General features: G+C 66.6%; 25 protein-coding genes. 6 read left to right on the forward strand and 19 right to left on the reverse strand.

Translation table 11 applies throughout. The annotated features are described in order from the left end of the window. Positions 1–107: 107 nt before the first annotated feature. From gshA to E5CHR_RS28430, 9 genes are all read right to left on the reverse strand, one after another. The gene (gene gshA / locus E5CHR_RS28390; protein ID WP_162583115.1) at positions 108–1,406 is read right to left on the reverse strand and encodes a glutamate--cysteine ligase; all 1,299 of its coding nucleotides are present in this window, start codon (positions 1,404–1,406) and stop codon (positions 108–110) included. 143 nt (positions 1,407–1,549) lie between these two features. Then, positions 1,550–2,842 (reverse strand): glutamate-5-semialdehyde dehydrogenase, encoded by a 1,293-nt coding sequence (locus E5CHR_RS28395; RefSeq protein ID WP_162583116.1) that lies wholly within the window; start codon positions 2,840–2,842, stop codon positions 1,550–1,552. 81 nt (positions 2,843–2,923) lie between these two features. Continuing rightward, a complete protein-coding gene (gene holA, locus E5CHR_RS28400; RefSeq protein ID WP_162583117.1) occupies positions 2,924–3,985 on the reverse strand; it encodes a DNA polymerase III subunit delta in 1,062 nt (353 codons plus the stop codon). Then, complete coding sequence (locus tag E5CHR_RS28405) at positions 3,985–4,506, reverse strand: LPS-assembly lipoprotein LptE (protein WP_162583118.1); 522 nt, start codon at positions 4,504–4,506, stop codon at positions 3,985–3,987. The genes holA and E5CHR_RS28405 overlap by 1 nt, the downstream gene beginning before the upstream one ends. An 8-nt stretch (positions 4,507–4,514) precedes the next feature. After that, entirely contained in the window at positions 4,515–7,178 is a 2,664-nt protein-coding gene (gene leuS / locus E5CHR_RS28410) for a leucine--tRNA ligase (RefSeq protein ID WP_162583119.1), read from the reverse strand. 122 nt (positions 7,179–7,300) lie between these two features. Further along, entirely contained in the window at positions 7,301–7,762 is a 462-nt protein-coding gene (locus E5CHR_RS28415) for an ExbD/TolR family protein (RefSeq protein ID WP_162583120.1), read from the reverse strand. A 15-nt stretch (positions 7,763–7,777) separates the two neighbouring features. After that, on the reverse strand, positions 7,778–8,476 hold the full coding sequence (locus E5CHR_RS28420) for a MotA/TolQ/ExbB proton channel family protein (protein WP_162583121.1): 699 nt from the start codon (positions 8,474–8,476) through the stop codon (positions 7,778–7,780). A gap of 19 nt (positions 8,477–8,495) precedes the next feature. Then, entirely contained in the window at positions 8,496–9,308 is an 813-nt protein-coding gene (gene dapB, locus E5CHR_RS28425) for a 4-hydroxy-tetrahydrodipicolinate reductase (RefSeq protein ID WP_162583946.1), read from the reverse strand. A gap of 75 nt (positions 9,309–9,383) precedes the next feature. Beyond that, positions 9,384–9,950, reverse strand: a complete 567-nt coding sequence (locus E5CHR_RS28430) for an outer membrane protein assembly factor BamE (RefSeq protein ID WP_162583122.1) — start codon at positions 9,948–9,950, stop codon at positions 9,384–9,386. Positions 9,951–10,040: 90 nt separating this feature from the next. On the opposite strand from E5CHR_RS28430, the gene fur reads away from it, so the two are divergent. After that, positions 10,041–10,460 (forward strand): ferric iron uptake transcriptional regulator, encoded by a 420-nt coding sequence (fur, locus tag E5CHR_RS28435; protein ID WP_068681825.1) that lies wholly within the window; start codon positions 10,041–10,043, stop codon positions 10,458–10,460. A 53-nt stretch (positions 10,461–10,513) separates the two neighbouring features. Here fur and hprK read toward each other — a convergent pair whose 3' ends face one another. The 4 genes from hprK to E5CHR_RS28455 form a co-directional block, all read right to left on the reverse strand. Continuing rightward, entirely contained in the window at positions 10,514–11,473 is a 960-nt protein-coding gene (gene hprK, locus E5CHR_RS28440; RefSeq protein WP_162583123.1) for an HPr(Ser) kinase/phosphatase, read from the reverse strand. A 28-nt stretch (positions 11,474–11,501) separates the two neighbouring features. Beyond that, positions 11,502–11,969 carry a PTS sugar transporter subunit IIA gene (locus E5CHR_RS28445; protein WP_162583124.1) on the reverse strand — a complete coding sequence of 156 codons (468 nt, stop codon included), beginning with the start codon at positions 11,967–11,969 and terminating at the stop codon, positions 11,502–11,504. 93 nt (positions 11,970–12,062) lie between these two features. Next, the gene (hpf, locus tag E5CHR_RS28450) at positions 12,063–12,392 is read right to left on the reverse strand and encodes a ribosome hibernation-promoting factor, HPF/YfiA family (RefSeq protein WP_162583125.1); all 330 of its coding nucleotides are present in this window, start codon (positions 12,390–12,392) and stop codon (positions 12,063–12,065) included. 235 nt (positions 12,393–12,627) lie between these two features. Then, a complete protein-coding gene (locus E5CHR_RS28455; RefSeq protein ID WP_162583126.1) occupies positions 12,628–14,727 on the reverse strand; it encodes an ATP-dependent helicase in 2,100 nt (699 codons plus the stop codon). 210 nt (positions 14,728–14,937) lie between these two features. Here E5CHR_RS28455 and corA point away from each other — a divergent pair, with 210 nt between their 5' ends. Next, positions 14,938–15,927 carry a magnesium/cobalt transporter CorA gene (gene corA, locus E5CHR_RS28460; RefSeq protein WP_162583127.1) on the forward strand — a complete coding sequence of 330 codons (990 nt, stop codon included), beginning with the start codon at positions 14,938–14,940 and terminating at the stop codon, positions 15,925–15,927. A 36-nt stretch (positions 15,928–15,963) separates the two neighbouring features. Here the strand turns inward: corA and E5CHR_RS28465 are convergent, their stop codons facing one another. The 4 genes from E5CHR_RS28465 to E5CHR_RS28480 form a co-directional block, all read right to left on the reverse strand. Then, positions 15,964–17,640, reverse strand: coding sequence for a long-chain-fatty-acid--CoA ligase (locus tag E5CHR_RS28465; protein ID WP_162583128.1), 1,677 nt, complete (start codon positions 17,638–17,640; stop codon positions 15,964–15,966). 93 nt (positions 17,641–17,733) lie between these two features. Then, positions 17,734–19,221, reverse strand: a complete 1,488-nt coding sequence (locus E5CHR_RS28470) for an NAD(P)(+) transhydrogenase (Re/Si-specific) subunit beta (RefSeq protein WP_162579641.1) — start codon at positions 19,219–19,221, stop codon at positions 17,734–17,736. Between the two features lie 2 nt (positions 19,222–19,223). Next, complete coding sequence (locus E5CHR_RS28475; protein ID WP_162579642.1) at positions 19,224–19,556, reverse strand: NAD(P) transhydrogenase subunit alpha; 333 nt, start codon at positions 19,554–19,556, stop codon at positions 19,224–19,226. Between the two features lie 25 nt (positions 19,557–19,581). Continuing rightward, entirely contained in the window at positions 19,582–20,697 is a 1,116-nt protein-coding gene (locus tag E5CHR_RS28480; RefSeq protein ID WP_162582233.1) for a Re/Si-specific NAD(P)(+) transhydrogenase subunit alpha, read from the reverse strand. A gap of 237 nt (positions 20,698–20,934) precedes the next feature. On the opposite strand from E5CHR_RS28480, the gene E5CHR_RS28485 reads away from it, so the two are divergent. The 3 genes from E5CHR_RS28485 to E5CHR_RS28495 are packed head-to-tail and all read left to right on the forward strand — an operon-like array spanning position 20,935 to position 22,604. After that, entirely contained in the window at positions 20,935–21,651 is a 717-nt protein-coding gene (locus E5CHR_RS28485) for a response regulator transcription factor (RefSeq protein WP_232062223.1), read from the forward strand. 22 nt (positions 21,652–21,673) lie between these two features. Further along, complete coding sequence (locus E5CHR_RS28490; RefSeq protein WP_162583129.1) at positions 21,674–22,108, forward strand: DUF4019 domain-containing protein; 435 nt, start codon at positions 21,674–21,676, stop codon at positions 22,106–22,108. Between the two features lie 10 nt (positions 22,109–22,118). Further along, the gene (locus tag E5CHR_RS28495) at positions 22,119–22,604 is read left to right on the forward strand and encodes an NUDIX hydrolase (protein ID WP_174255761.1); all 486 of its coding nucleotides are present in this window, start codon (positions 22,119–22,121) and stop codon (positions 22,602–22,604) included. 62 nt (positions 22,605–22,666) lie between these two features. Here E5CHR_RS28495 and mnmA read toward each other — a convergent pair whose 3' ends face one another. Continuing rightward, positions 22,667–23,776: a tRNA 2-thiouridine(34) synthase MnmA gene (mnmA, locus tag E5CHR_RS28500; RefSeq protein WP_162583130.1), complete on the reverse strand. Its 1,110-nt coding sequence runs from the start codon at positions 23,774–23,776 to the stop codon at positions 22,667–22,669. A gap of 186 nt (positions 23,777–23,962) precedes the next feature. Between mnmA and E5CHR_RS28505 the strand changes: the two genes are divergently transcribed. Beyond that, on the forward strand, positions 23,963–25,573 hold the full coding sequence (locus E5CHR_RS28505) for a WS/DGAT/MGAT family O-acyltransferase (protein WP_162583131.1): 1,611 nt from the start codon (positions 23,963–23,965) through the stop codon (positions 25,571–25,573). 45 nt (positions 25,574–25,618) lie between these two features. Here the strand turns inward: E5CHR_RS28505 and E5CHR_RS28510 are convergent, their stop codons facing one another. Further along, positions 25,619–26,599 carry an LLM class flavin-dependent oxidoreductase gene (locus E5CHR_RS28510; RefSeq protein ID WP_162583132.1) on the reverse strand — a complete coding sequence of 327 codons (981 nt, stop codon included), beginning with the start codon at positions 26,597–26,599 and terminating at the stop codon, positions 25,619–25,621. Positions 26,600–26,672 lie beyond the last annotated feature (73 nt).

The raw sequence follows: 26,672 nt of genomic DNA on the forward strand, positions 1-26,672 counted from the left end.
TATGGTCATGCGGCCTACGCGTCGCCCTCCGCCCTCATGTTTTCTGCGTTGCTGTGGGGTCGCTATTTTGCCGCCACCCGGACCCGCCGCAAGGCCGGACTAAGAAATCATTCGTACGTCTCGGCATCCGGATTGGTCGCTTCCATCTCGTAGCTGGCGGCCACCATGGCCAGCCGTCCGATCACCCCATACATATAGAAGCGGTTCGGGGCACTCGCTCCCGGCTTGGCGCCCGGCTGAGGTAAGTGCGCACTCTCCGAAAAAGCCAGCGGCACGAAGCTGGCACCCGGAAGATTGAGGTTCTCGTCCGGGCTGCGCTCCGCGTGCACCCGGTAGAAGCCGCCGACCACGTAGCGGTCCATCATGTAGACCACCGGCTCGGCCACGCCGTTGTGGACGCGCTCGTTGGTCAGCACGCCTTCCTGCACGATCAGGTCGCTCGCGATCCGCACCTCGTCGTTGGCGGCGGCCGAGCGGCTGCGAGCGCGGCGATTGAAGGCCTCCAGGTCCTTGAGGTCGCGCACCGTCATCACGCCCATCGGGTCCGCGCCGTTGTCGGCCTTGACGACGACGAAGGGCTTCTCGTTGATCCCGTATTCCTTGTACTTGCGCCGGATCTTGGTCAGCAGCGCATCGACATGGCTCGTCAGCACGTCCAGGCCCTTGCCTTCCGCCAGGTCGACGCCGCCCGCACGCGCATACATGGGGTTGATCAGCCACGGGTCGATGCCCAGCAGCTTGCCGAAGCGCTTGGACACTTCCTCATAGCTGTGGAGATGGTTGCTCTTGCGGCGCACCGACCAGCCGGCATGCAGCGGCGGCAGCAGGTACTGCTCATGCAGGTCTTCGAGGATGCCCGGCGTGCCGGCCGACAGGTCGTTGTTGAGCAGGATGGTGCAGGGGTCGAAATGCTTGAGCCCCAGGCGGCGCCGGCCGCGCACCACCGGCTCCAGGCACACGCTCTCGCCGTGCGGCAACTCGATCTTCTTGGGCGACTTGATGGCGGGGTCGATGGAGCCCACCCGCACGTTGAGTCCGGCCATGTGAAAAATCTTCACAAGGCGCGCCACGTTGGCCAGATAGAAGGTGTTCTTCGAGTGATTCTCGGGGATGACCAGCAGATTGCGCGCCTCGGGGCAGATCTTCTCGATCGCGGCCTGCGCGGCCTGCACCGCCAGCGGCAGCATGTCGTCGGTGAGGTTGTTCCAGCCGCGCGGATAAAGGCTGGTGTCGACCGGCGCCAGCTTGAAGCCGGCATTGCGGATGTCCACCGAGCTGTAGAAGGGTGGGGTGTGCTCCATCCATTCGAGCCGGAACCAGCGTTCGATGGCCGGCATGGAGTCGAGGATGCGCTGCTCGAGTTCGTTGATCGGGCCGGTCAGGGCGGTGACGAGATGGGGGACCATGAGGCGGCCTTGTTATGGGTGTTCTGCAACGAAAGGTGGAGTGGAATTGTAGGATTTGGGGGTGCAGGGATGGATGACAAGCCGCCTCGCCTACGCCGGCAGCGAACGACGCGAGAAACCCTCTCGTGCGGATGCCGGCTTTGTCAGCTCCGCACTTCCCCTTGCCCCAGCACCACGTATTTGAGCGAGGTCAGCCCCTCGATGCCCACCGGCCCGCGCGCATGGAACTTGTCGGTGCTGATGCCGATCTCGGCGCCCAGCCCGAACTCGAAGCCATCCGCGAAGCGGGTGCTGGCGTTGACCATCACGCTGGCCGAATCCACTTCGCGCAGGAAGCGCTGGGCATGCAAGTGGTCTCGGGTGACGATGGCGTCGGTGTGGTGGCTGGAATAGCGGTTGATGTGGGCAATGGCCTCGTCCACGCCCTCCACCACCTTGATGCTGATGACGGCCGCGAGATATTCCTCCGACCAGTCGGACTCGACCGCGTCGACCACCCGCGCGCCCGCCGGCAGCGTGCCAGCGGCCCGCAGGATGCGGGCGGCAGCGGGGTCGCAGCGCATCTCGACCCCTTTGGCCGCGAAGATGGTGCCGATCTCGGGCAGGAAGCTTTCGGCCAACGAGGCTGCCACCAGCAGGCCTTCTGCCGCGTTGCAGGGGCTGTACTTCTGGGTCTTGGCGTTATCGACGATGCGTACCGCCATGTCGAGCTCGGCTGTCTCGTCGACGTAGACATGGCAGTTGCCGTCCAGGTGCTTGATCACCGGCACCTTGGCCTCGCGGCTGATGCGCTCGATCAGCCCCTTGCCGCCGCGCGGGATGATCACGTCCACGAACTCGGGCATGGCGATGAGCCGGCCCACCGCCTCACGGTCGGTGGTCTGCACCAGCTGCACGGCCTCGACCGGCAGGCCGGCCTCCGCGAGCGCCTCGCCCACCAGCGCCGCCAGGGCCTTGTTCGATTCGATCGCCTCCGAGCCGCCGCGCAAGATTGCCGCGTTGCCGCTCTTGATCGCCAGGCTGGCGGCCTCGATGGTCACGTTCGGGCGGCTCTCGTAGATCATGCCGAAGACGCCGATCGGCACGCGCATCTGGCCCACGCGGATGCCGCTGGGCTGCTGCCGCATGCCGATGACCTCGCCGATCACGTCGGGCATCGCGGCCAGCTGCTCGCAGCCTTGCGCCACGGTCTCGATGGTCTTGGGCGTCAGCTTGAGCCGATCGACCATCGGCGCCGAGAGGCCGGCCGCCTGGGCGCGTTCAATGTCGCGCGCGTTGGCCGGCGCCAGCGCTTCGGCGCTCTCACGCAGGCGGCGCGCCAGTGTCCTGAGCGCCTGGTTCTTGGTCGCCGCGGGGGCCTTCGCCATCCGGGCCGAGGCCGCCTTGGCCTGCAACCCCAGGGCCTGCATGGTTTCGTTGACGTTGAAGGCATTCATGCCTTCCATTTTCCCACGCGAGGCCCGCGGAACTGGCCTTGCATGGAAACGCCGGGTTCCCGAATCAGCAACGCCGGGAGGTCAGCCCCTCGCCGGCGCGGTACAGGCGCGGCACAGCATCAGCGCGAGCCGCTGCAGCGCCTGCCAGCCGCTGGCCGGCCAGTCGGGCTGCTTCAGCCCCTTCACGATGCCGTCCACCACATGGGCGGCGCGCAGCAGGCGGGCGAGTGCCCGCTCGTCCAGCCGCGGCAGCACGCGCTCGAAGGCACGCTCGCGCGGGCCCCAGATGCGGTTTTCGCGCAGTGCCATGGGCAGCGGACGGCCGGCGGCCATCGCGTCCTTCACCCGCTTGAGCGAACGAATGTCTTCGGCCAGGGTGTAGTGCACCAGCACCTCGGCTTCTCCCTCGGCTTGCAGGCCGTCGAGCATGCGTGCCACGCGCCGGGGGTTGCCGCCAAGCACCGCCTCGGAGAGCTTGAAGACGTCGTAGCGGGCGACGTTGTTCACCGCGGCCTCGACCTGTTCCCAGCCGAGTTCGCCAGCGGGGTACAGCAGCGCGAGCTTCTGGATCTCCTGGTGCGCGGCCAGCAGGTTGCCTTCGACACGGTCGGCGAAGAACTGCAGAGTGCGCTGTCCCTCTTCGCCGCCCTTCACCCGCTGCGCCTGCCGCCCCAGCCGTTGCGCGATCCACTGCGGCAGCGCAGCGCGGTCGATGGTCTCCACGGGCACGCTGACGCCGTGGCTCTCGAGGGCAGCGAACCAGGCGCCCGTGCGCGTGGCCTTGTCCAGGCGTGGCAGCAGGACCAGCGTGAGGGTGCTGTCGTTGCCCGCTGCGGCTTCGGCAATCTGCTGCAGCGCCGCGCTGCCGTCCTTGCCGGGCTTGCCGGAAGGCACGCGAATCTCGACCATCTGCCGTTCGGCAAAAAGACTGAGCGAGCCCCCGGCCGCCAGCACTGCGCTCCAGTCGAAGTGCGCGCCGGCCACGGTGTACGAGCTGCGCTCGGTGTAACCCTGCTGGCGCGCCGCCGCGCGGATCGCATCGGCCGCTTCCTGCGCCAGCAGCGGCTCGTCGCCGTGGATGACGTAAAGCGGCTTCAGCCCCCTCTGCAAGTGGGCTTCCAGCTGGGCTGCGGCGAGCTGCATCAGAGGCTTTTGACGGCCGCGAGCCGGCGCAGTGTCTGCTGCGCGATGTCGGCTTGCATGTCGCGATACAGCAGCTCGGTCTCGCTTTCCTTGGCCAGCGCGGCGGTTTCGTTGTAGGTGATGTCGCGGGTCTGCTCGATCTGGGTCGGCGCCATCAGTTCCTTGCCGCCGGGCGTGCGCAGCCGGATGCGCATCGTCAGGCGCAGCTGCAGCTCGCGCACCTGGCCGGCGGAATTGGTGGAGAGCACGGCGCTGCCGCGGGACTCGGACAGCACGTCCAGCACGGCGTCGGCGCGCTGCTGCTCCTCGATCGGCACCAGCTCGACATTGCCCGCGGCGCGGAATTGGCGACGCAGCGTGTTCACGAAGGCCGAGGTGCCCGGCACCGCCAGTGACTTGAACGCGAAGTCCGGCGCCTTGCGCAATTCGAAACCGCATCCGGCGAGCGCCGCTGCAGAGAGCGCCGCGGCGAGCAGGGCACGGCGCGACAGGCAACCGTCGTCCCGGATCGATGTGTTCATGTTGCCCTTCATACCACCACGTTGACCAGCCGGCCCGGCACCACGATCACGCGCTTGGCAACGGCGCCCTCGGCATGCTTGGCGAAGGCTTCGCTGGCCAGCGCGATCTTCTCGATCTCGGGCTTGCTGGCATTGGCGGGCACGCGCAGCGAGCCACGCAGCTTGCCGTTGACCTGCAGCATCAGCTCGATTTCGTCCTGCTCGAGAGCGATCGTGTCGACTTCGGGCCAGGGTGCGTCGAGCAGTGTGCCGTACAGCTTGTCGTAGCCCAGTTCGTGCCACAGCGCGTGCGTGACGTGCGGCGTGGCCGGGTAGAGGCAGCGCAGCAGAATGCCGAAGCCCTCGCGCGCGGCGGCGCTGTCACCGGGGCTGCCGTCGGACTTGAAGCCCTCCAGCGCGTTCAGCAGCTTCATCGCGCCCGACACCACGGTGTTGTACTGCATGCGCTGGTAGTCGTAGTCGATCTGGCGCAGCACGGTGTGGACTTCGCGGCGCAATGCCTTGGCCTGCCCGCCGAAGGCCGAGCGCGGGTCCACCGAGGCCAGGTCGAGCTCCTCACCCTCGGGCACCGCGGCCTGCGCGGTGCCGAGCGCCACGCCGTAGTTCCAGACCCGGCGAAGGAAGCGGAAGCTGCCCTCCACCGCGGCGTCGTTCCACTCCAGCGTGGCCTCGGGCGGCGCGGTGAACATGGTGTACAGGCGTGCGGTGTCGGCGCCGTACTTTTCGATCAAGTCCTGCGGGTCGACCCCGTTGCGCTCGCTCTTGCCCATCTTGCCGACGCCGCCGTACTCGACCTTCGTGCCGTCGGCCAGCGTGCCGCCGGTGATGCGGCCCTGCGCGTCGAGCACCTGCGTCACCTCCGAGGGCGGGAAGTATTCCTTGCCGCCCTTTTCGCTGCGCCGGTAGAAGATGTGGTTGAGCACCATGCCCTGCGTGAGCAGCTTCTTGAAGGGCTCGTCCACCTTCACCAGCCCGAGGTCGCGCATCACCTTGGTCCAGAAGCGCGCATAGAGCAAGTGCAGGATCGCGTGCTCGATGCCACCGATGTACTGGTCCATCTCCATCCAGTATTGCACCCCCTCGGCGACCATGGCCTGGTCGTTCTTCGGATCGCAATAGCGCATGAAGTACCAGGCGCTGTCGACGAAGGTGTCCATGGTGTCGGTCTCGCGCCGCGCCGGCTTGCCGCAGACGGGGCAGAGCACGCCGGCGTGGAAGCCTTCGTGCTTGTGCAGCGGGTTGCCCGAGCCGTCCGGCACGCAGTCGGTGGGCAGCACGACCGGGAGATCCTTCTCGGGCACCGGCACTGCGCCGTGCTCCTCGCAATGGATGATCGGGATCGGCGTTCCCCAGTAGCGCTGCCGGCTCACGCCCCAATCGCGCAGGCGCCAGGTGGTCTGCATCTCGCCCAGGCCCTTCTGGCCCAGCGCATGCGCGACCGCCTTGACCGCTTCGGCATGCGACATGCCGCTGAAGTTGTCGGAATTGATCGTGACGCCGCGCTCCTTGTCGGCGTACCAGTCCTGCCAGCGGTGGTAGTCGAAGTGGGGCTCGTCGTCGACCAGCACGACCTGGATGATCTCGATGCCGTACTTGTTGGCGAAGGCGAAGTCACGCTCGTCATGCGCCGGCACGCCCATCACGGCGCCGTCGCCGTAGCCGATCAGCACGTAGTTGCCGACCCAGACCGGCACCGGTTCGTCGGTGATCGGGTGCCGCACTTGCAGGCCGGTCGGCACGCCCTTCTTCTCTTGCGTGGCAAGCTCGGCCTCGGTCGTGCCGCCGCTCTTGCATTCGTCGATGAACGCAGCCACCTCGGGGTTGGCCCTTGCGGCATGCAGCGCCAGCGGATGCTCCGGCGCGACGGCGCAGAAGGTCACCCCCATGATGGTGTCGGCCCGCGTCGTGAAGACGTACATGCGGCCGCCCTGGATGCGCTCGCCACGCTCGTCCTTGATGTCGTGCGGGAAGGCGAAGCGCACGCCCTCGCTCTTGCCGATCCAGTTTTCCTGCATCAGCTTGACGCGCTCGGGCCAGCCCGGCAGCTTGTGCTGGGTGTGTTCGAGCAGTTCCTCTGCGTAATCGCTGATCTTCAGGTAATAGCCCGGGATCTCGCGCCGTTCGACCGTCGCGCCGGTACGCCAGCCCTTGCCGTCGACCACCTGCTCGTTGGCCAGCACGGTCTGGTCGACCGGGTCCCAGTTGACCACCTGGGTCTTGCGGTAGGCGATGCCCTTCTCGAGCATCTTGAGGAACAGCCACTGGTTCCACTTGTAGTAGCTGGGGTCGCAGGTGGCGATCTCGCGGCTCCAGTCGATCGCCAGGCCCATGGCCTGGAGCTGGCCCTTCATGTAGCCGATGTTCTCGTAGGTCCACTTGGCCGGCGGCACGCCATTCTTGAGCGCCGCGTTCTCGGCCGGGAGGCCGAAGGCGTCCCAGCCCATCGGCATGAGCACGTTGTAGCCGCACATGCGCAGGTAGCGCGTGAGCATGTCGTTGATGGTGTAGTTGCGCACATGGCCCATGTGCAGCTTGCCGCTGGGGTACGGCAGCATCGAGCAGGCGTAGTACTTCTTCTTTTGCGCGTCCTCGGTCACGCGGTAGGCGTCGGCCGCGGTCCAGGCGGCCTGGGCGGCCGACTCGACGTCGCTGGGTTTGTAGCTGGGATTCATTGGGCAGAGAGCAACAACGGCCGGCATCGAACGGCCGGTGTAGGGGGATTATCGCGGCTGGCAATGTCCGACACGCGATGAACGGCGGGAAGCCCCGCCACACGCCCTCTCCGCGGAGGATGTCAGGGCTTGCGGGCCGGCTGGGCCTCGGTCACGAAGCCGATGCGGCTGAGCCCGGCCTTGTTCGCGATGCCCATCAGCTCGACCACGCGGCCATAGGGGACGGCCTGGTCGGCGCGCAGCTGGACCTCGGTGTCGCGGCTGTCGGCGGCCGCCTTCTGCAGACGGGCCGCGAGCTCCTCGGCGGTCACCAGCTGGTCGTTGAGGAACAGCCGACCGGCCGTGTCCACCGAAAGGCTCACGAACTTGGGCGTGTCGCCGGGCTGGCCGGCGTCGGTGCGCGGCAGGTCCAGCTTGATCGAACTCGCCATCAGCGGAGCGGTGATGATGAAGATGACTAGGAGCACCAGCATCACGTCCACCAGCGGCGTGACGTTGATGTCGGACAGCGGCCGCTGCCCGCCGGCGCCGGTCGCACGGCCACCGGTGGTGCTGCTGCCCAAGGAGGTGCGACCGAAGGCCATGGCAGTCTGAGACGGCTATGCAGGCATCGGGCGGGCGGGAGGCAGGACCGCCTCGCGCGCCGGCTCCTCCCCGAGGGCGCCGAGCAGGTCGTGCGCGAAGCCTTCGAGCTCGGCCTCGATGCGGCCGACCACGCGGCCGAACACGTTGTAAGCCAGAACGGCCGGGATGGCCACTGCGAGGCCGAACGCGGTCATGATGAGCGCCTCGCCCACGGGGCCCGCCACTTTGTCGATGGTGAAGCCGCCGCGCTCCCCGGCGATGCCAGTCAGCGCTCCGTAGATGCCCCATACGGTGCCCAGCAGACCGACGAAGGGCGCTGTGGCGCCAACCGTGGCAAGCAGGATCTGTCCGGATTGCAGCCGCCGCAGGGCGGCATGCAGGGCATCGCGCAATACCCGCGTGAGGCGCTGGGCTCGGGCCACCGCGCCGCCGAGCGTGGCGGGATCGGCCTGCGCGCCCACCTGGCGCACTGCGCTCACGGCCGGCAAGACCAGCGCAGCGCGGTCGAAGCCTCGCAGCCGCTCCTCGGCATCGCCCAGAGAGGCGGACTGCCAGAAAGCCGCAATGCTGCGCACCACGTCGCGGCTACCGCCCCGCAGCAGCCAGGCCTTCCAGAGGATCACGACCCAGCTGGCAACCGACATGAGCAGCAGCAGGCCTGCCACCGAGCGGCTGACGCCATCACCGTGGGTGAGCAGCTCCAGGACCGTCATTGCTTGCGCAGGCAGCCTTTTAGCGCAGCCCGAGCACGTCGAACATATCGAACAGCCCGTTCTTGCGGTCGGCCAGAAAGCGCACCGCGCGCAGGCTGCCCTGCGCGTAGGTTGCACGGCTTGCGGACTTGTGGGTGATCTCGATGCGCTCACCGGTCCCCGCGAAGAGCACCGTGTGGTCGCCCACGATGTCGCCGCCGCGGATGGTCGCGAAACCGATGCTGGAGGGGTCACGCTCGCCAGTGACGCCCTCACGCGCATAAACGGCGCAGTCCTTCAGGTCACGGCCCAGCGCGCCGGCGATCACCTCGCCCATCTTGAGCGCAGTGCCGGAGGGCGCATCGACCTTGTGGCGGTGATGTGCCTCGATGATTTCGATGTCGTAGCCGGTGGACAGGGCCTTGGCCGCCATCTCCAGCAACTTGAAAGTGACGTTGACGCCCACGCTCATATTGGGCGCCATCACGATGGCGATGTCTTTGGCAGCGGCTGCGATCTCGGCTTTCTGCGCCTCGCTGAAGCCCGTGGTGCCGATTACGGCCTGCACGCCCAGTTCGCGACACACGCCCAGATGCGCCAGCGTGCCTTCGGGGCGGGTGAAGTCGATGAGCACCTGGGCGTCCTGCAGGCCGGTGCGCAGGTCGGACACGATCGGCACGCCGCTGGTGAAGCCGAGGAAAGCGGCGGCGTCTCCGCCAATCGCCGGGCTGCCCGCGACGTCGAGGGCGCCGGCCAGGCGGCAGTCCTGCGCCTCGCGCACGGCCTCGATCAGCATGTGCCCCATGCGGCCGGAGGCGCCGGCGATCGCGATGCGGCGCAGCGGCGGAGTCATGGTGGAAGAGGAGTCGGTCACGCGGGTAGCTTCAAAAAATGCCGGGCGGTACGGCCGGCGGGGCCAGCGTGCTAGCTAGCGTGCCGCTTCAAGCGGCGGATAGCTGGGCGGCAACGGCGGCAGCGAGGCGGACGAGCTGTCGGCGTCAGCGTCCTTGCCTTTGTCCTTGGAAGGCTCGAACTTCTTGAGCTGGTCTTCGGTGGCCTCCAGCACCGGCACCTTGCCGGCTCGCCCGCGGGCATCGACCGCGGCGACGAATTCCTGCTCGCTGGGCATCGTGTCTCCCTCGAAGCGATCGAGGACGTCGCCGTTGAAGAAAACGGTGAGTCGCCGCTGCTGGGGATCGACACCCTGGCGCCGGATCGTGAAGACATAGTCCCAGCGGTTGGTGTGAAACACGTCGGTCAACAGCGGAGTGCCGAGGATTTCACGTACCTGCTGGCGCGACATGCCCGCCTTGAGCAGATCGACCTGCTCCTTGGAGACGAAATTGCCCTGCACCACTTCGACCTTGTAGGGTGTGATTGCAGAGAGGGCACCGCGCGAGCGCTCGGTGAAGCTGCTGCAGGCCCCCAGGCTCAGCATCGTGGCGACCGCGCCGGCGAGCAGCCAGAGGCGGCTTTCTTGGGAAAACTCAGGCATGGGAAAGGGCCGGGAGGGCAAGCGATATGATCGACCCATTGTAGCGGCTGGCCCTTCGAAGCCTCCGCCGGGACGGGCGCAGGAGTGACCATGGGCAACATCGACGAACTCAAGAATACCGGCCTCAAGGCCACCTTGCCGCGCCTCAAGATTCTCGAGATCTTCCAGAACGGCGGGCAGCGCCACATGACCGCCGAAGACGTGTTCCGGGTCTTGCTCAACGAGCATTCCGACATCGGCCTGGCGACCGTCTACCGCGTGCTCACGCAATTCGAGCAGGCCGGCATTCTCGAGCGCAGCCACTTCGAGAGCGGCAAGGCGGTCTACGAGCTCAACGAGGGCAAGCACCACGACCACCTGATCTGCACCGGCTGCGGCAAGGTCGAGGAGTTCTACGACGCCGAGATCGAGCGGCGCCAGCAAATGATCTCTAAGGACAAGGGCTGGATCCTGCAGGACCACGCCATGTCGCTCTACGGGCTCTGCGCCGACTGCACGAGCAAGCGCTAGGACTGCCGCCAGGGCCGGGGCGAGCCCCTGCCAAGCGCGGCTGCGCTATTCCCTCAGTCGTCGTCCCGCGCGCCTTCCATCGCCTTGTGGTGCCGCGCCACGAAGTCGGCATAGGTGTCGATGCCTCGCAATTGGAGAATGGAGTTGCGCACCGCCGCTTCGACCAGCACCGCGATGTTGCGACCGGCCACAACCTGAATGATCACCTTGCGCACCGGGATGCCCAGCACGTCCTGGGTCAGCGGCGCCGAGGGCATGCGTTCGTAGTCGCGCTCGAAGCTGTCGCGCCGCACCAGGTGCACGATCAGCTTGAGCCGCATCTTCCGGCGCACCGCGGTCTCGCCGAAGATCGCGCGAATGTCCAGCAGGCCGATGCCGCGTACTTCCAGGAGGTTTTGCAGCAGCTCGGGGCAGCGCCCTTCGAGCGTGGTCTGGTTGATGCGATAGAGGTCGACCGCATCGTCGGCCACCAGGCCGTTGCCGCGCGAGATCAGCTCCAGGCCGAGTTCGCTCTTGCCCAGGCCCGACTCGCCGGTGATCATCACGCCAAGACCCAGGATGTCCATGAACACGCCGTGCATCGAAGTGCGTTCGGCAAAGTGCTTGGAGAGGTAGGCGCGCAGCAGGTCGATCACGAAGGCCGACGACTCGCGGGTCGCAAAAAGGGGGAGCTGCGCGCGTTCGCAGATCGACAGCAGTTGGTCCGGCGCTGCCTGGCCATCGGCCAGCACCAGCATGGGCGGCTCCAGCGTCACGATGCGCGCGATGCGCCGCACACAGTCGTCGGGCGAACCGCGCGTGAGATAGGCCACCTCGCGCGCGCCGAGGATCTGCACGCGGTAGGGATGGATGTAGTTGAGGTAGCCGACCAGGTCTGCCGCCGATTGGGCGCGGCTGATGACGCCGGGGTCGAACTGGCGCTCCGAGGCGCCAAGGCCCGCAAGCCACTCCCAGCGCAAGGAGCCGCGGAACTCCTCGAACATCAAGTCGGCGCTGATGACGGTCGGCTTCATGCGCCAGACGCCGGACGACAGATTTGCTTCAAGCGACCTGGGCCGATTGCCATCCTGCGATCAGGGCATGCAGCTGGGCGGCGTCGTTGCTGGACTTGATCTGTTCGCGCAGGCCGGCATCGCTGAGCAGCTCGGCGATCTCGGAGAGTATTTCCAGATGTTTCTGGGTCGCCGCTTCGGGCACCAGAAGAAAGATCAGGAGCACCACCGGCTGCTCGTCCGGGGCATCGAAGCCAATCGGGTTCTGCAACTGGAACACCGCGGCCATCGGAGACTTCAAGCCCTTGATGCGGCCGTGGGGAATGGCCACGCCATGTCCCAGACCGGTGGAGCCCAGCCGCTCGCGGGCGAACAGGCTGTCGGTGATCAGGGCGCGGCCCAGGCCGTGAAGGTTTTCAAACAGCAAGCCCGCTTCTTCGAAAGCTCGTTTCTTGCTTGTGGCGTCGACGCTCACAAGGACTTGAGCGGGCGGCAGGATGGACGCGAGTCGGTTCATGTTGGGGCTGGGCGGGGGCGATTATGCACCCGCCCCGCAAAAAGCAAAGAGCCGCCCGAAGGCGGCCCGCAAGAGTGTTTGCCCGAAGAGACACTACATCACGCGCTTCGGCGCAGCGTGGAAGTGGTCTTTCAGGCACTCTTTGTGGCGCACGACCTGGCGGTCGAGCTTGTCGACCAGCTCGTCGACGGCGGCGTACAGATCAGCGTGGCTCGACTCGGCGAACATGTCACTGCCCTTGACGTGAATATTGCATTCGGCCCGTTGGCGCCTTTCTTTTTCCTTCTGCTTTTCCACCGTGAGGATCACCTTCACATCGACCACCTGGTCGAAGTGACGGGTGATTCGGTCCAGCTTGCTCGTGACGTAGCTGCGAAGCGCGGGGGTGACGTCGAGGTGATGACCGCTGATCGTCAAATTCATGAATGACCTCCTGGAATTGACGGTTGGGAAAATGGCCCTGCCTCATGGAAAGTGAAGCCTGGCCGGCGAAAAAAGAAGTGCGGGAGAGGGAGAGAAGAGAGAAGAGGAAGGGGTCGGTTCACTATGCCCATGCTGTCATCGAATTGCAATCCCTCCTGGCGCAATCCCCCGAGGGCCTTTGTGGTCAAGGCCCGCGTGCTATCAAATGTGTAGTGCTAAAGACCGCACGCCGTGCTCAGCTCCAAGCCGCGCGCAGCCGTTTGCGCAAGTCGATGACCGCGGCCGGCGGCGGGACCGGGGGGGCGCTCGGGGGCGCGGGCGGCCACGTGATCTGCTCGAAACTTCGGGCCTCGGCCGACGAGATGAAGCGCGTGCGCCCCGCATAAAGATGGCGGTCCCCGCGCACGGCCTGCTGGGTCACGTAGAAGCGCTGCGGCACGATCAGGTGCAGGTGGTCGCGCGCACGCGTCATGGCGACGTAGAGCAGGCGTCGCTCCTCCTCCAGTTCCTGGGCACCTTGCGCGACATCGGCCGGAATGCAGCCATCGACCACGTTGAGCACGTGCACCGAACGCCATTCCTGCCCCTTCGCCGAATGGATGGTGGAGAGGATCAGGTAATCCTCGTCGAGCAGCGGGGGGCCGGGCCGGTCGCTGGTGGCCTCGGGCGGATCGAGCGTGAGCTCGGTCAGGAAGCGCTCGCGCGAGGCATAGCCGGAGGCCAGGCGGGCCAGTTGCTCGACGTCGCCGCGGCGCAATCCGGCGTCGTCGTGCAGCCGCTCCAGGTGCGGCAGGTACCAGCGCAGCGCGAGCTCCATGTCGGCCGGCCAGGCGAGTTCGGGGGCACGCAGTTGCCCATAGATGTCTGCGAAGCGCGCCCACTCTTCCTGGGCGGCGGCAGGCGGCCGGAAAGCCTGCACCACGGCTGCCGGGTCTTGTGCCTGTGACATCGCCTCGAGCAGCCGCGCCGAGGTGGCGGGCCCGATTCCCGGGATCAGCTGGGTGACCCGGAAGCCCGCCATGCGCCCGCGCGGGTTCTGCGCAAAGCGCAGCACCGCCAGCAAGTCCTTCACGTGCGCCGCCTCCAGGAACTTGAGACCTCCGTACTTGACGAAAGGGATGTTCCGCCGGGCGAGTTCGAGCTCCAGCGCCGCGCTGTGGCTCGAGGTGCGGAACAACACGGCCTGCGACTTCAGGGCCAACCCGCCTTCGCGGTGCGCCAGCACGCGCTCCGCCACGAAGCGGGCCTGCTGCGCCTCGTCGGGGACCAGCACCAGTTGGGGCCGGCCCATCGAGGGCTTGTCGGTCCACAGCGTCTTGGCATGGCGTTCGGCGGCCGCAGCGATCACGGCATTGGAGACATCGAGGATCGGCTGGGTCGAACGGTAGTTGCGCTCGAGCGTGACGATCCGTGCAGGCTGGGTGAATTGCCCCGGGAAGTCGAGGATGTTGCGCACCGTGGCGCCGCGAAAGGAATAGATCGCCTGCGCGTCGTCGCCCACCACGGTGAGGCCGTGCCCATCTGGTTTGAGGGCGCGCAGGATGGCGGACTGCAGCAGGTTGGTGTCCTGGTATTCGTCGACGAGCACATGGTCGAAGCGCGCGCCAACCTGCGCTGCGAGCGAGGGCTCGGCCACCATCTCGGCCCAGTACAGGAGCAGGTCGTCGTAGTCGAGCACCTGCTGCGCCTGCTTGGCCTCGACATAGGCGCCGAACAGGCGCTTGAGCTCGGACTCCCATTCGGCGCACCACGGGAAGGCCTGGGCCAGCACCTCGGCGAGCGGCGCGCCGCCGTTGATGGTGCGCGAGTAGATCGCCAGGCAGGTGCCCTTGCGCGGAAAGCGGCGCTCCATGGCCGCCAAGCCGATGTCGTTGCGCACCAGACCCATCAGGTCCTCGGCGTCGCCGCGGTCGTGGATCGTGAAGCTGGCGTCGAGCCCGATCTGGGCCGCATATTCGCGCAGCAGCCGGGCGCCGATGCCGTGAAAGGTGCCGGACCAGGGCAGGGCTGGCGGCGCCTCCGAGCGCAACCCGAGCACTTTCGCCAGCACCAGGCCGGCGCGCCGCTCCATCTCTTGCGCGGCGCGGCGCGAGAAGGTCAGCAGCAGGATGCGCTGCGGATCGGCACCACGCGCGATCAGGTGGGCCACCCGGTGTGCCAGGGTGCTGGTCTTGCCCGAGCCGGCGCCGGCGATCACGAGCAGCGGCCGCATGTCGGGTGCCGCTTGGCCGGCTCCGTGCTCGACGGCGGCGCGCTGTGCCTCGTTGAGTTCGGCGAGCACCGCGGCAAGGCGCTCCTCCTGGCGCAGGGGGATTGGGATCGCGACGCTGGACATCGAGCGCGACTTTACTGGATATCCATCCAGATCCCATCAGGAAAATGCAAGAGGCCGGTGACATAATCGCGCCTCGCTGCAACCGGAGACTTCGAATGGACACCGTTCCGCCTCGGCAGCTTTCAACTCCCCTGTGACGTGTCGTTGGCCGGGGACTTGAAAGCGCCCCATGCCCCTTGCCAACGTCACAACACCCTCCGGGAGTGAGCCATGCTCAACATCTTCACGCTCGCCAACGGCCGTCTCGTCCAGGAAGAAATCGAAGCGCTCGAGGAACTGTCGAAGTTCCAGCCCATCTGGGTCGACCTCGAATCGCCCACGCTGGAAGAGAAGCGCTGGATCAAGCAGTACTACGGCCTGTCCATCCCCGAGGATGCGATGGACGAGGACATCGAGGAGTCGGCGCGCTTCTACGAAGAAGACAACGGCGAGCTGCACGTGCGCAGCGACTTCCTGATCGACGACGACGAAAACCCGCGCTCGGTGCGCGTGGCCTTCATCCTCAACCAGCACAACGCCGAGCTGCGCAGCCGCGGCGTGCTGTTCTCGATCCATGACGAGGATGTGCCGGTCTTCCGCCTGCTGCGCATGCGCGCCCGCCGCGCGCCCGGACTGATCGAGGACGCCAAGGAGGTGCTGCTCAAGCTCTTCGACGCCGATGCGGAGTACTCGGCGGATTCGCTGGAGAACATCTACGACGAGCTGGAAGTCGCCGGCAAGAAGGTGCTCGAAGGCAACGTGAGCGACGAGCTGGCCGGCGAGGTGCTGGCCGCGATCGCGCGCCAGGAAGACCTGAACGGCCGCATCCGCCGCAACGTGATGGACACGCGCCGCGCCGTGAGCTTCATGATGCGCAGCCGCATGCTCAATGCCGATCAGTTCGAGGAGGCGCGGCAGATCCTGCGCGACATCGAATCGCTGGACAACCACACGGCCTTCCTGTTCGACAAGATCAACTTTTTGATGGACGCCACAGTCGGCTTCATCAACATCAACCAGAACAAGACCATCAAGATCTTCTCGGTGGCCAGCGTGGCGCTACTGCCGCCGACGCTGATCGCGAGCATCTACGGCATGAACATGCAGTTTCCCGAGCTGCAAATCCTCGGCAGCGCAGGTTATCCCTACGTGCTGGCGCTGATGGCAGCCAGCGCGCTGGTGCCGATGTGGTACTTCCGCAGGCGCGGCTGGCTCAAGTAGCCAAAAGCCGGGTGCCGCCACGGAAAGATTTGCCCGCTACTTCTTGTCGCGCAGCTCGCGGCGCAGGATCTTGCCCACCGGTGTCTTCGGCAAGTCGGTGCGGAATTCGATCACCCTGGGCTGCTTGTAGCCTGTGAGGTTGGCGCGGCAGAACTCGCGCACCTGCGCTTCGGTGAGCTCCGGGTTCTTCTTGACGATGACCAGCTTGACTGCCTCGGCAGTTTTCTCATCGGCAATGCCCACTGCCGCGCACTCGAGCACGCCCGGAATCTGCGCCACCACCTCTTCGATTTCGTTCGGGTACACGTTGAAGCCCGAGACCAGGATCATGTCCTTCTTGCGATCGACGATCTTGAAGAAGCCGTGCTCGTCGACCACGCCCACGTCGCCGGACTTGAAGTAACCATCGGCCGTCATGACTTTCGCCGTCTCGTCGGGGCGCTGCCAGTAGCCCGCCATCACCTGCGGGCCCTTGATCGCGATTTCGCCAGGTTGCCCGGCCGGCACTTCGCTGCCCTCGTCGTCCAGCAGCTTCAGGTAGGTGCTCGGCAGCGGCACGCCGATGGTGCCGGTGTAAGCGGTGCTGGTGGTCGGGTTGCAGGTGGCCGAGGGCGAGGTCTCCGACAAGCCGTAGCCTTCGCAGATCGGACAGCCGGTCTTCTCGAGCCAGAGCTTGGCGACAGCGCCCTGCACCGCCATGCCGCCGCCGACGGAGACCTTGAGGTTCTTCCAGTTGACGGTGTTGAAGTCCGGGTGGTTGGCCAGCCCGTTGAAGAGCGTGTTGACTGCCGGGAAGCTGTGGAAGGTGTGCTTGGCCAGCTCTTTGAGCACGGCTGGAATGTCGCGCGGATTCGGAATCAGGATCAGCTTGCCGCCGGTGCGCATGGACAGCATCATGTTCACCGTGAAGGCGAAGATGTGATAGAGCGGCAGCGCGCAGACGCTGGTGGGCTGCTCACCGGCCGGCACCTTCTGCATGACGGGGTCGTTCCAGGCCTCGGACTGCAGCACGTTGGCGATCACGTTCCGGTGCAGCAGCACCGCGCCCTTCGAGACGCCAGTGGTGCCGCCGGTGTACTGCAGCACCGCGACGTCATCGGGCCCGATGGCCGCGGTCTGCACCGGCCGGCCCTTGCCTTTGTCGAGCGCGTCGTTGAAGCGCACGGCGCCAGGCAGGCTGTACGCGGGCACCATCTTCTTGACGTTGCGCACCACGTAATTGACCAGCGCGCCCTTGAGCAGCCCGAGCCGGTCGCCCATGCCGCTCAGCACCACATGCTTGACCGGCGTGGCGCCCATGCATTGCTGCAGCGTGTTGCCGAAGTTCTCCATGATCACGATGGCCTTCGAACCCGAATCCTTGAGCTGATGCTCCAGCTCGCGCGGCGTGTAGAGCGGGTTCACGTTCACCAGGATCAGCCCGGCGCGCAGGATGCCGCAAACCGCGATGGGGTACTGCAGGCAGTTGGGCATCATCACTGCGACGCGATCCCCCTTGGCCAGGCCCAGGCCCTGCAGGTAACTGGCGAAGGCGCGGCTCAGCTTGTCGACCTCGCCGTAGTCCATGTCCTTGCCCATGAAGCTGTAGGCCGTGCGATTGCCGAATTTCGAGAAGCTCTCCTCCATGAGCGCGACCAGCGATGGGTAGCGCGAAGCGTCGATGTCGGCCGGTACGCCTTGCGGGTAGCTGCTGAGCCAGGGACGGTCTGTCATCGATATGTCTCCTCAATGGATTCTGGATTCTGGTTACGGAAACGCCGCCCGGCCTTCTCGGCTCGGGCGGCGTGCCACGGAGCGCCGCCGCTCTTACTCGATCGCCTTGCCCATGTCCTCGACCACCTTCTTGGCGTCGCCGAAGACCATCATGGTCTTGTCCATGTAGAACAGCTCGTTGTCCAGCCCGGCATAGCCCGCGGCCATGCTGCGCTTGTTCACGATCACCGTCTTGGCCTTGTAGGCCTCCAGGATCGGCATGCCGTAGATCGGCGTGCCCTTGGTGAGCGCGGCCGGGTTCACCACGTCGTTGGCCCCCAGGATGATCGCCACGTCGGCCTGCGCGAACTCGCCGTTGATGTCCTCCATCTCGAACACCTGGTCGTAGGGCACCTCGGCCTCCGCCAGCAGCACGTTCATGTGCCCCGGCATGCGCCCGGCCACCGGGTGGATCGCGTACTTCACCGTCACGCCCTTCTCGGTGAGCTTCTGCGCCAGCTCGTTGACCGCGTGCTGCGCGCGCGCCACCGCCAGCCCATAGCCGGGCACGATGATCACGGTCTCGGCGTTGGAGAGCATGTAGGCCGCGTCGTCGGCGCTGCCGCTCTTGACCGGGCGCTGCTCCTGGGCCGCGCCCGTGGCCGTTGCCGGCTCGCCGCCGAAGCCGCCCAGGATCACGTTGAAGAACGAGCGGTTCATCGCCTTGCACATGATGTAGCTCAGGATCGCCCCCGAGCTGCCCACCAGCGAGCCCGCCACGATCAGCATGGCGTTGTTCAGGCTGAAGCCGATGCCCGCGGCCGCCCAGCCCGAGTAGCTGTTGAGCATCGACACCACCACCGGCATGTCCGCCCCGCCGATCGGGATGATGATCAGCACCCCCATCACGAAGGCCAGCAGCAGCATCAGGAAGAAGGCAGTCCAGCTCTCGGTGGCCATGTACACCAGCCCCAGGCCGATGGTCGCGAGCCCCAGCACCAGGTTGAGCATGTGCTGGCCCTTGAACTGCACCGGCGCACCCTGGAACAGGCGGAACTTGTACTTGCCCGAGAGCTTGCCGAAGGCGATGACCGAGCCGCTGAAGGTGATGGCGCCGATGGCCGCGCCCAGGAACAGCTCCAGCCGGTTGCCCGCCGGAATCGCCCAGCGCGCCAGGCCGTCGACCACGTAGGCACCCTCGGGCGTGTTGCCCCCGATGAGCGCAGCCACCGGAGGCGGCGTGATGCCGAAGGCCCACGGCTCGACCACGGCCGCCACCGCGATGAAGACAGCCGCCAGACCGATCATGCTGTGGAAGAAGGCGACCAGCTCGGGCATCTGGGTCATCTCGACAGTCTTGGCGCGGTAGGCGCCGTAGCCGCCGCCCACCACCAGGCCCAGCAGCACCCAGGCCATGCCCTGGCCCCTGCCGCCGGCGAGCTGCACGATCAGCGCCGCGGTGGTCAGGATGGCGATGGCCATGCCGGCCATGCCGAACATGTTGCCGCGGATCGAGGTGGTCGGATGGCTCAGGCCCTTGAGGGACTGGATGAAGCAGACGCTGGCGACCAGGTACAGCAGCGTGACGACGTTCATCGACATGGTCAGTGGCCCCCCGCCTTGGCCGCTGCAGCAGCCGGGGCCTTCTTGTCCTTCTTCCTGAACATCTCCAGCATGCGCCGGGTGACGAGGAAGCCGCCGAAGACGTTGACCGCTGCCAGGGCCACGGCCAGCACGCCCATGCCCTTGCCCAGCCAGGTGGTGGTGAGCGCGGCCGCGAGCATGGCGCCCACGATGACGATGGCGGAGATGGCGTTGGTCACGGCCATCAGCGGCGTGTGCAGCGCAGGGGTGACGGTCCAGACCACGTGGTAGCCCACGTAGATGGCCAGCACGAAGATGATCAGGTTGATGACGGTATGGGATACCGGGTCCATGGCTTTCTCCTCGTTCGGCTTGTTCTTACTTGCGGGTGAGCTGGCCGTCGCGGCTCATCAGGCAGGCAGCGACGATGTCGTCTTCGAGATCGATCTTGAAGCCGCCCTCCTTGGGGAGCACGAGCTTGAGGAAGTCGAGCACGTTGCGCGCGTAGAGCGAGGAGGCGTCGGCGGCCACGAGGGCGGGCAGGTTGGTCTCGCCCACGAGGGTGACGCCGTGCTTGACGACGGTGCGCCCGGGCTCGGTCAGGGGGCAGTTGCCGCCTTGGGGGGCGGCGAGGTCGACGACGACGGAGCCGGGCTTCATGGCCTTGACCATGTCCTCGGTGACGAGCACGGGGGCGGGCCGGCCGGGGATGAGCGCGGTGGTGATGACGACGTCGGCCTGGGCCACGCGCTTGGCGACTTCGGCTTTCTGGCGATCGAGCCAGCTCTGGGGCATGGGGCGGGCATAGCCGCCGACGCCTTCGGCGGCTTCCTTTTCTTCCTGGGTCTCGTAGGGCACGTCGATGAACTTGGCGCCCAGGGACTCAACCTGCTCCTTGACGGAGGGGCGCACGTCCGAGGCCTCGATGACGGCACCCAGGCGCTTGGCAGTGGCGATGGCCTGCAGGCCAGCGACGCCGACGCCCAGGATGACGACGCGCGCGGCCTTGACGGTGCCCGCAGCGGTCATGAGCATGGGAAAGAAGCGCTGGTAGCGGTCGGCGGCGATCATGACGGCCTTGTAGCCGGCGATGTTGGCCTGGGAAGAGAGCACGTCCATGCTCTGGGCGCGGGTGGTGCGGGGGGCGGCTTCCAGCGCAAAGCCGGTGAGGCCGGCCTCCGCGAGCCTTTGCAGGCCCTGGGCATCGAAGGGGTTGAGCATGCCCACCACCACGGTGCCAGGCTTCATGAGCGCAGCCTCGGCGTGCGTGGGTGCACGCACCTTGAGCACGAGCTCGCAGGCAAAGGCGCCAGCGGCATCGGTGATCTCGGCACCGGCACCCTGGTAGGCGGCATCGGTGAGCGACGCAGCAACGCCGGCGCCGGACTGCACACGCACCGTGTGCCCCTGCGCGACAAGCTTCTTGGCCGTCTCCGAAGTCACGGCCACTCGGGTTTCGCCGGGCACAGTCTCGGCCGGCACGCCTATCAGCATGGGGGATCTCCTCGGGGCTACGTTGGAATTCGCGCCGAGCTTACATGAAGATGACAGCGGGATGCCGCCTGCACTGTTGCCAGGGTGCACGGAGCTGGCGGTGGGCCCTCGCTGTGCACGCACGCCCCCTTCCAATTCAGCGCCTGCTTCATGTACAGTGCGATCCGCGCGTGACCGGCGCCCAGAATGGCCGGCCGCGTGGAACAAGAATTTTCAGGGAGTGCTATGCGAATAGCGATGCTCGACGACGAGCCGCGCGAGATCGAATCGATCCAGCGCGCGATGGCAATTAGCGGTCACGAGTGCCACGGCTATGCCAACGGCAAGTCTTTGCTGCGCGGACTCCGAGCCCAGCGCTACGACCTGCTGGTGCTCGGCTGGCGTCCCCCCGACCTCGAAGGAATCAAGATGGTCCGGCGGCTGCGCGAGCGCTTCGGCAATCGTCTCCCGCTGCTCCTCACGGCCGGCCCTGAGCACAGGGCCCGGCTGACCACCGCTCTGCTGGCCGGCGCGGACGACTTCATGGTGAAGCCGCTGGGTAGCGCCGAACTGCAGGCGCGCGTGCACGCCCTGCTCCGCCGTGCATATCCGACACGTTTCGAGAGAGAACTGGTCTACGGGCCCTATCACTTCTCACCGCTCACCGGTACGATCCGCCTGCACGGGGAACCGGTGCGGTTGAAACAGCGCGAGTACGAACTCGCGCTGCTCCTGTTTCGCAACATCGGCCGATTGCTTCCGCGCGCGTACCTGATGCTGAACGTCTGGGGGCAAGAGCTCGAGGCCGGTTCGCGTTCGCTCGACACGCATGTGTCGCGGCTGCGCGCCAGGCTGGATCTGCGTCCCGGCAACGGCATGATCCTGGCCTCGGTCTACGGGTTGGGTTACCGGCTGGAATACATCGCCGGTGACGATGCCGAGTCGCCGTATCCCACGGCAAAGGCAGCAGAATAATTAATCGAGGAGTGAAGTCACCATGAAACAAGCGTTCCGAATCCTATTGGCAGTTGTCCTCCTCGGCGGCTGGCTGCAGTTCGCCATCGCGCAGGACGCGGAACCGAGCGACCTGGTCCGTGGCGGCCTGCAAGCGATCCAGATGATCGATCAGAACAAGACCGGCGAACTCTGGGACGGCGCCACGCCAGCCGCCCGCAAGCGCGTGAGCCGCGACGACTTCGTGAACCAGGTCGCCAAGGCACGCACCCCGCTGGGCGCCGCGCAGCAGCGTACCTGGGTTGCCATCAATCGGCAGGTGGTTGCGGAGAGCAACCAGGAACTCGCCGGTCAATACGTGAGCATCGAATACGAGACGCGCTTTGCCAACAAGGCGAACGCCACCGTGCGCGAGCTGGTGACTTTTCAGCTGGGCGATGATCGGGTCTGGCGTTTTTCGGGCTACGTACTGCGCTGAGGGTGCGCTGATGGCGCATCGCTGGAAGCCCAACGTCACCGTTGCCGCGGTGATCGAGCAGGACGGCCGCTTCCTCGTGGTCGAGGAAGAGACGAGCGATGGCCTGCGGCTGAACTCGCCTGCAGGCCACCTGGATCCCGGTGAGTCCCCGGTCGAAGGCTGCGCGCGCGAGACGCTGGAAGAAACCGCCCACCGCTTCACCCCGGCCGCACTGGTGGGCATCTACATGGCGCGCCAGCACGGCGCGCGTGGCGAGGACACCACCTATCTGCGCTTCGCCTTCTGCGGCACGCTGGGCGCTCGCGAGCCCGGCCGCGCACTGGACCACGGGATCGTGCGCACCTTGTGGATGACCGCCGAGGAGCTGCGGGCGAGCCGCGAGCGGCATCGCAGCCCGTTGCTGTTGCAATGCGTGGACGACTATCTGGCCGGGCGACGCTATCCGCTGGCGCTCATTCATGTCCACCCCTCGGTGAACGGCGAGAGCGAGGCCTGAGCGCCCACGACCGCCCGGGCTGCAACTCGCACCAGAGCCGGTAACACGTGTTCCGATGAAGCTCAGCCCGCCCGCGAGATGACGCCGCCGCCCAGGCAAACCTCGCCGTGGTAGAGCACGGCCGACTGCCCCGGCGTTACCGCCCATTGCGGCTCAGCGAAGGAAAGGTGGAACGCCCCGTTGGCGCCCTCGGCCAGTGTGCAGCCGGCATCGGCTTGCCGGTAGCGCGACTTCGCCGCATAGCCGCCGGCGGACGGCGCCTCGCCGGCAACCCAGCTCGCATCCTCGGCCTCCAGTGCAGGCGAGAGCAGCCAGGGATGGTCGTGGCCCTGCACCACCCACAGGGTGTTGGTTTCGAGGTCCTTGCGCGCCACGAACCAGGGCGCATGCTCGCCGGCGCCCCGCTGCGCCCCCTTGGGCTTGAGGCCGCCGATGCCCAGGCCCTGGCGCTGGCCGAGGGTGTAGAAGCTCAGGCCCTGGTGCTCGCCGATGCGCCGGCCTCGCTCGTCGCGGATGGGCCCAGGCGCCTTGGAGATGTAGCGGTTGAGAAATTCCCGAAACGGCCGCTCGCCGATGAAGCAGATGCCGGTCGAATCCTTCTTCCTGGCATTGGGCAGGCCGATCTCATCGGCGATGCGGCGTACTTCCGTCTTGTGCAGCTCGCCGACGGGAAACATCGCCTTCGCCAGCTGCTGCTGGCTCAGCCGATGCAGGAAATAGCTCTGGTCCTTCGCTGGGTCGAGGCCCTTCAGCAGCTCGTAACGCTGGCTCGCGGCATTGAAGCGCACACGCGCATAGTGGCCGGTGGCAATCCTTTCCGCGCCCAGGCGCATCGCGTGATCGAGGAACGCCTTGAACTTGATCTCTGCGTTGCACAGCACGTCCGGGTTGGGCGTGCGGCCGGCCTGGTACTCGCGCAGGAATTCGGCAAAGACGCGGTCCTTGTAGTCGGCGGCGAAGTTGACGTGCTCGATCTCGATGCCCAGCACGTCAGCCACGCTGGCGGCGTCGACGAAGTCGATGTTCGAGGAACAGTATTCGCTGTCGTCGTCGTCCTCCCAGTTCTTCATGAAGATGCCGACCACCTCGTGGCCCTGCTGCTTGAGCAGGTGCGCCGTGACCGCGGAGTCCACCCCGCCGCTCAGGCCCACCACGATGCGCTGCTTGTCCATGGGGCGCGATTGTCCCAGGCCGGCCATGCCAACGCTGATGCGGGGTAATCACGGCACATGCGAAGGTGGCCGCCTCTGCGGGTCTTCATCCAGTTGAAAGAAGTGGCGCCGAGGTTCACACTGCAACGCCGATCGGAGGCATAACAACGCGGACGGAATGCCGAGACGTTCGCCAAGGAGACACGCATGGATCACCTCAGCGGCATGGACGCTTCGTTCCTGCACCTCGAGACCCCCGAATCGCCGATGCACGTCGGGAGCCTGCATCTGATCGATCTGCCGCCCGGCTACGACGGCGATTTCGCCGAGGATGCCAAGAAGTACCTGAGCGGGCGCCTGCACCTGGCCGCAGTGTTCGTGCGCAAGCTGGCGATGATGCCCTTCGACCTCGCCAACCCCGTGTGGGTGGACGACGACGACCTGGACCTGGACCACCACATCCACCACGTGATCATGCCGAGGCCCGGTACCCTGGCGCAGCTGGAGCGGCTGGTGGGGCGGCTGCATTCCTCCCTGCTGGACCGCAGCCGTCCGCTGTGGGAGATGCACATCATCGAGGGCCTGCAGACCGGCCAGGTGGCGCTCTACAGCAAGATGCATCATGCCGCGATCGACGGTCAGGCCGGGGTCGCGGTGGCCAAGGCGCTGTTCGACATCTCCGAGACGCACGCGCCGGTGAAGGCGCCGCGCGTGACGCGTCGCCCCGATGCGTCGCAGCTCGGCATGGCCGAACTGGCCACGGCTGCGCTGAGCAATGCGGTGCAGCAATACGTGAAGCTGATCCAGTCGATCCCCGCCACCGCCAAGGCCATCGGCAACGTGCTGATGCCGATGTCGGAGGGGAGCGGCCAGCGCAAGTTCGAGCTGCCCAAAGCCTTGCGCACCGCGCCGCGCACGCCACTCAACGTCTCGATCACCAACCAGCGCTCCTTCGCTGCGCGGTCCGTTCCGCTGGCCGAGGTCAAGCAGATGGCGAAGGCCACCGGCACCAGCCTCAACGACATCGTGCTGGCCATCTGCGCCGGCGCGCTGCGCCGCTATCTGGCCGACTACGGCTGCAAGCCCGCCAAGCCGCTGATCGCGGGTGTGCCGGTGTCGCTGCGCAGCGAAGGCAACACCGACCTCAACAACCAGGTCTCCGTGATGCTGGTGAGCCTGGCCACGGACATTGCCGATCCGCTGAAGCGGCTCGCGGCCATCCATGAATCTTCCAGCGAAGGCAAGAAGCTCACCGGCAATGTCAAGGCGGCGATCCCGACCGACTTTCCCTCGCTCGGTGTGCCCTCGCTGATGTCGGGCCTGGCGTCGCTCTATGGACGCTCAGGGTTGGCGGACAAGCTGCCGCCGGTCGCCAACGTGGCGATCTCCAATGTGCCCGGGCCTTCGTTCGCGCTCTACTTCGCGGGGGCCAAGGTGGCGAGCTACTTCCCGGTTTCGATTTCGGGCCATGGGCTCGCGTTGAACATGACCGTGCAGAGCTACAACGGCGCGCTCGACTTCGGCCTCACGGCTTGCCGGCGCGCGGTGCCGGACGTGGCGGACCTGGGGGACTATGTGGTGGCGGAACACAAGAAGCTGTTCGGATTGATCGTCGCGGACGCTGCGCAGGCTGCGGCGGTTGATTCCGCCGTCGTGCCAGCACCGGACACTGCCACCGTGGTGAAGGCACCTTCGAAGAAGCGTGCTGCAAAGTCGCCGGTGGCGAAAAAGAAAGTCGCAGCAAAAGCCGCGCGCCCTGCGATGTCGAAGGCCCCGCGCAAGACCGCCGTGGGCAAGCGCGCCGCAGCGCTGAACTGAACGCTCTCCCACAGCCCGCTTGCCGCCCCCTGCCGGGAGACGGCGTCAATCGCGAAGCCCGGCGAGAATTTCGTAGGACTTCAGGCGCGCTTCATGATCGAACACCTGCGAGGTGATCATCAGCTCGTCGGCGCCCGTCTGCTCGATGAAGGCCTTTACCCCAGCGCGCACCGTGTCTTTCGATCCCACCGCCGCACAGGACAGCACCGAGTCGAGCAGGGCGTTCTCGGCGGGCCCGATGCGCGCGCGGTAGTTCGCCACCGGTGGCGGCAGCTGTCCCGGCCGGCCGCTGCGCAGATTCACGAAGGCCTGCTGCCAGGAACTGGAGCGGAACTCGGCTTCCTCGTCGGTCTCTGCCGCGAACACGTTGAAACCCAGCATCACATAGGGCTTGGCCAGCTGCCTGGAGGGCTTGAAGGTGTCTCGATAGATGCGGATGGCCTGCATGAGCTGCTGCGGTGCGAAGTGCGAGGCAAAGGCATAGGGCAGGCCCAGGTGCGCCGCAAGCTGCGCCCCGAAGGTGCTCGAGCCGAGAATCCACACGGGCACCTCGAGGCCCGCGCCGGGCACAGCGCGCACCGCCTGTTGCGGCTGCTTGGACATGAAGTCCATCAGCTCGACCACGTCCTGAGGAAACTGATCGGCGTCGGATTGCAGGTCGCGCCGCAAAGCACGCGCAGTGCGCTGGTCCGAGCCCGGCGCGCGCCCGAGGCCGAGGTCGACACGGCCGGGGTAGAGCGACTCCAGGGTGCCGAACTGCTCGGCAATCACCAGCGGCGAGTGATTGGGCAGCATCACGCCGCCGGCGCCGATGCGGATGGTGGAGGTGCCGGCGCCGATGTGGGCCAGCAGCACGGCCGTGGCCGCACTCGCGATGCCCGGCATGCCGTGGTGCTCCGCGAGCCAATAGCGCCGGTAGCCAAGCTTCTCGCCGTGCTGCGCCAGGCCGAGCGAGTTCCGGAAGGACTGCGCGGCGTCGCTGCCTTCGGTGATGGGAGAAAGGTCGAGGATCGAGAAGGGCACCATGGTCGCGCATCATGGCCCGATCGCGATGATCGTGCTGGCGCAAGCCATTTCCGGGTTCTGATAAAACGTCGTG

Origin of the sequence: Variovorax sp. PBS-H4 (assembly GCF_901827205.1) — a bacterium.
Classification (GTDB): Bacteria; Pseudomonadota; Gammaproteobacteria; order Burkholderiales; family Burkholderiaceae_C; genus Variovorax.

Coding starts and splice junctions, on each gene's coding strand:
- E5CHR_RS28420 (WP_162583121.1), bottom strand. CDS start 8,476: ATGACGGTCCTGGAGCTGCTCACCCACGGTGATGGCGTCAGCCGCTCG.
- leuS (WP_162583119.1), bottom strand. CDS start 7,178: ATGAATCCCAGCTACAAACCCAGCGACGTCGAGTCGGCCGCCCAGGCC.
- dapB (WP_162583946.1), bottom strand. CDS start 9,308: ATGACTCCGCCGCTGCGCCGCATCGCGATCGCCGGCGCCTCCGGCCGC.
- E5CHR_RS28455 (WP_162583126.1), bottom strand. CDS start 14,727: ATGTCCAGCGTCGCGATCCCAATCCCCCTGCGCCAGGAGGAGCGCCTT.
- E5CHR_RS28445 (WP_162583124.1), bottom strand. CDS start 11,969: ATGAACCGACTCGCGTCCATCCTGCCGCCCGCTCAAGTCCTTGTGAGC.
- E5CHR_RS28430 (WP_162583122.1), bottom strand. CDS start 9,950: ATGCCTGAGTTTTCCCAAGAAAGCCGCCTCTGGCTGCTCGCCGGCGCG.
- E5CHR_RS28510 (WP_162583132.1), bottom strand. CDS start 26,599: ATGGTGCCCTTCTCGATCCTCGACCTTTCTCCCATCACCGAAGGCAGC.
- hpf (WP_162583125.1), bottom strand. CDS start 12,392: ATGAATTTGACGATCAGCGGTCATCACCTCGACGTCACCCCCGCGCTT.
- E5CHR_RS28475 (WP_162579642.1), bottom strand. CDS start 19,556: ATGGACCCGGTATCCCATACCGTCATCAACCTGATCATCTTCGTGCTG.
- E5CHR_RS28480 (WP_162582233.1), bottom strand. CDS start 20,697: ATGCTGATAGGCGTGCCGGCCGAGACTGTGCCCGGCGAAACCCGAGTG.
- E5CHR_RS28405 (WP_162583118.1), bottom strand. CDS start 4,506: ATGAACACATCGATCCGGGACGACGGTTGCCTGTCGCGCCGTGCCCTG.
- mnmA (WP_162583130.1), bottom strand. CDS start 23,776: ATGGACAAGCAGCGCATCGTGGTGGGCCTGAGCGGCGGGGTGGACTCC.
- gshA (WP_162583115.1), bottom strand. CDS start 1,406: ATGGTCCCCCATCTCGTCACCGCCCTGACCGGCCCGATCAACGAACTC.
- E5CHR_RS28470 (WP_162579641.1), bottom strand. CDS start 19,221: ATGTCGATGAACGTCGTCACGCTGCTGTACCTGGTCGCCAGCGTCTGC.
- holA (WP_162583117.1), bottom strand. CDS start 3,985: ATGCAGCTCGCCGCAGCCCAGCTGGAAGCCCACTTGCAGAGGGGGCTG.
- E5CHR_RS28415 (WP_162583120.1), bottom strand. CDS start 7,762: ATGGCCTTCGGTCGCACCTCCTTGGGCAGCAGCACCACCGGTGGCCGT.
- corA (WP_162583127.1), top strand. CDS start 14,938: ATGCTCAACATCTTCACGCTCGCCAACGGCCGTCTCGTCCAGGAAGAA.
- E5CHR_RS28465 (WP_162583128.1), bottom strand. CDS start 17,640: ATGACAGACCGTCCCTGGCTCAGCAGCTACCCGCAAGGCGTACCGGCC.
- E5CHR_RS28495 (WP_174255761.1), top strand. CDS start 22,119: ATGGCGCATCGCTGGAAGCCCAACGTCACCGTTGCCGCGGTGATCGAG.
- E5CHR_RS28485 (WP_232062223.1), top strand. CDS start 20,935: ATGCTCGACGACGAGCCGCGCGAGATCGAATCGATCCAGCGCGCGATG.
- E5CHR_RS28395 (WP_162583116.1), bottom strand. CDS start 2,842: ATGAATGCCTTCAACGTCAACGAAACCATGCAGGCCCTGGGGTTGCAG.
- E5CHR_RS28505 (WP_162583131.1), top strand. CDS start 23,963: ATGGATCACCTCAGCGGCATGGACGCTTCGTTCCTGCACCTCGAGACC.
- E5CHR_RS28490 (WP_162583129.1), top strand. CDS start 21,674: ATGAAACAAGCGTTCCGAATCCTATTGGCAGTTGTCCTCCTCGGCGGC.
- hprK (WP_162583123.1), bottom strand. CDS start 11,473: ATGAAGCCGACCGTCATCAGCGCCGACTTGATGTTCGAGGAGTTCCGC.
- fur (WP_068681825.1), top strand. CDS start 10,041: ATGGGCAACATCGACGAACTCAAGAATACCGGCCTCAAGGCCACCTTG.